At 46.3% G+C, this 3,014-nt stretch carries 1 protein-coding gene and 2 pseudogenes; all 3 read right to left on the reverse strand.

Translation table 11 applies throughout. The features are described 5' to 3' along the window. A pseudogene (locus N5P32_RS02130) lies at nt 1-783 on the reverse strand (carbohydrate ABC transporter permease); the annotation flags it as partial. Further along, complete coding sequence (locus tag N5P32_RS02135) at nt 776-1,705, reverse strand: carbohydrate ABC transporter permease (RefSeq protein ID WP_265727554.1); 930 nt, start codon at nt 1,703-1,705, stop codon at nt 776-778. The gene N5P32_RS02135 and the pseudogene N5P32_RS02130, both read right to left, overlap by 8 nt. Before the next feature lie 146 nt (nt 1,706-1,851). After that, nucleotides 1,852-3,014, reverse strand: a pseudogene (locus N5P32_RS02140) (ABC transporter substrate-binding protein); the annotation flags it as partial.

Here is a 3,014-nt window from a genome sequence, read left to right on the forward strand (position 1 = left end):
TCGACGTTGTATTCCTTACCACCAAAGCTGGTGTTTACCAAGTTGTTCAAGGCAACCGTGACTGGCTGAGTATCAAAACCAGAAAACGCCACACCAAATAAGAAGTCATTCCAAATTTGCGTAAATTGCCAAATGATCGTTACGACGATAATCGGCGTCGATACAGGCAAAATAATGCGGTAGAAAATAGTGAAGAAGCCTGCACCGTCTAGACGTGCCGCTTTCACCAATTCACCTGGAATCGATTGGTAAAAGTTACGGAAGAACAAGGTCGTAAAAGCCACACCGTAGACCACGTGAACGAACACTAAGCCTGTTGTGGTATTGGCAATGCCCAACCAGCCCAAAGTGCGCGCCATTGGCAACAAGATCACTTGGAAAGGAATGAAACAGCCGACCAACAAAGCAGCAAAGAACAAATCGCTACCACGGAATTTCCATAGGGAAATAACATAGCCGTTGATGGCACCAAGTAATGTAGAAATTGCAACGGCAGGCAATACGATTTGAAACGAGTTCATAAAGTAAGGTGAAATACCGCCACAGCTGCTGCCTGTACACGCGTCCGACCATGCTTTTATCCAAGAGTCGAATTGCAATGCAGAAGGCAAAGACAACAAGGTGCCTGTGCGAATTTCTTCTACGTCTTTTAAAGACGTCAACAACATAACGATAAAGGGCATTAAGTAAAAACGCCGCCGCCACGATCAAAACCGTATACAAAGCAATGCGTAATACTTTATCCAAACCAGAGGTTTTACGACCCACAGTGTTATTACTCATGGCGTTCACCTCGTAATTCTGAGTACAAATAAGGAACCAAAATCGCTAGTACGCAACCCAACATCACCATGGCAGACGCAGAACCTAAGCCAATTTGGCTACGAGTAAAGGTGTGGGCATACATGAAGTTGGCTGGTAAATCAGAAGAGTAGCCAGGGCCACCGTTTGTCAACGCCGCCACAAGGTCAAAACTCTTAATCGCGATGTGAGACAAAATCACCAAGGCGCTGAAGAATACAGGTTTCAGTGATGGCAAAATGATGCGACGGTACGTTGTAAAGGTGCTGGCACCATCCAAATGCGCTGCTTTGATCAAGTCGCCATCGACACCGCGTAGACCCGCCAAGAACAAGGCCATAACGAAACCTGACGCCTGCCATACCGCAGCGATGACCAAACAGTAAACCACCATGTCAGGGTTGATCAGCCAATCGAATTTGAAATTAACAAAACCAAAGTCGACCATCATTTTTTCAAGGCCGTTTGTTGGGTTAAGTAACCATTTCCAAGCGGTACCCGTTACGATGAAAGAGATCGCCATTGGGTAAAGATAAATAGTACGAATGGCGCCTTCTGCGCGAATCTTTTGATCCAAGAAAATGGCTAATACAACGCCAAGGAACAAACAGATAATAATAAACAGACCACCAAAAATACCAAGGTTGGTCAAGGCAACGATCCAGCGATCGTTGTTAAATAGTCGTTCGTATTGGTCAAAGCCGACAAAGTTGTAAGACGGCAACATACGAGAATTGGTGAAAGACAATACGGCAGTCCAAATCATGTAGCCGTAAATACACACCAAGGTCACGATGACCGTTGGCGCCATAACGATTTTCGGCATCCAATCGGCCAAGCTTAGGCGTGCAGGACGTCCTGACTGAGTCTGTCCTGACCCAGAATTGGCGGCGTTAGTGTTCATATTTGATGCTTCACTATAGAAGAGAGTGCGACAAAAACGGCGGTGCTTGTGACGTTTATTGGCAGTCTCTGAGAAATTTTAAGAGGAGGCTGGTCAGAAGACCAGCCTCGTATGCTTGTTTGCAAACCAGGTTTGCAAACGTGATCTTACATGCTTGCTTTTACTGCACGAGCTAGCTTGTCTACGGCTTCTTTAGATGTCATTTTATCATCGTTGAAGAAGTTCGTGACTACGTCATAAATAGCGCCTTGAACCATAGAGTTCACAGCCATGCCGTGAGCCATACTTGGAACTAGGTTGCCAGTCGTTGAGCTTGCTAGGAACGCGTCCATAGAAGACTGTGCACAAGCGTCAAACTTGTCACGAGACATGTTTAGACGAGTTGGGATAGAACCTTTGTTCAAGTTAAATGTTTCTTGGAACTTAGGTTCAAGAATCAAACGAGCAAGGTCTTTTGAGCCGCTTGTTTTTCTTTGCCGTCTACTTTAAACATCGCTAGAGAGTCGATGTTGAACGTGAAAGAACCGCTTGTGCCTGGTGCTGGGTAACAAACGTAATCTACGCCTGCTTTTTTGCCCGCTGCAGTAAACTCGCCTTTCGCCCAGTCACCCATGATTTGCATTGCTGCATCACCATTGATAACCATAGACGTTGCGATGTTCCAATCACGGCCAGAGAAACCTGGGTCAACGAATTCACGCATTTGCTTGAATGTATCGAACACGTCGATCATGTCTTGGCTACGCAATGTTTTGTCAGACAAACCGATGAACGCGCTGTTGTAGAACTTAGAGCCTTTAGACAACGCAATGGCTTCGAATAACGTAGCGTCTTGCCAAGCTTGACCACCGTGTGCAAGTGGTGTGAAGCCAGCGGCTTTGATTTTTTTCGCTTCAACGATGAACTGATCCCATGTTGTTGGGATAGACGCGCTAGATTTACGGAATACTTCTGGGTTTGCCCACATCCAGTTTACACGGTGAACGTTCACTGGAGCCGCCACGTAATGGCCATCGTATTTCATAACATTGCTAACGACTTGAGGAAGAATGACATCCCAATCGCCTGCTTTTGCCACATCATCAAGAATTGTTAGGAAACCAAGATCGCCCCATTCTTGAATAGTTGGGCCTTTGATTTGAGCAGCGGAAGGAGGATTGCCAGCAATGGCGCGAAGATTTCCAGAACGGTCATAGCAGATTCACCACCGCCACCAGCGACTGCGAAGTCTTTCCAAGTGTGGCCAGCAGTCTACCATTTCTTCTTTAAGTACATTGATCGCAGCGGCTTCGCCACCTGATGTCCACCA

It is taken from the genome of Marinomonas pontica, assembly GCF_026191375.1.
Lineage (GTDB): Bacteria > Pseudomonadota > Gammaproteobacteria > Pseudomonadales > Marinomonadaceae > Marinomonas > Marinomonas pontica.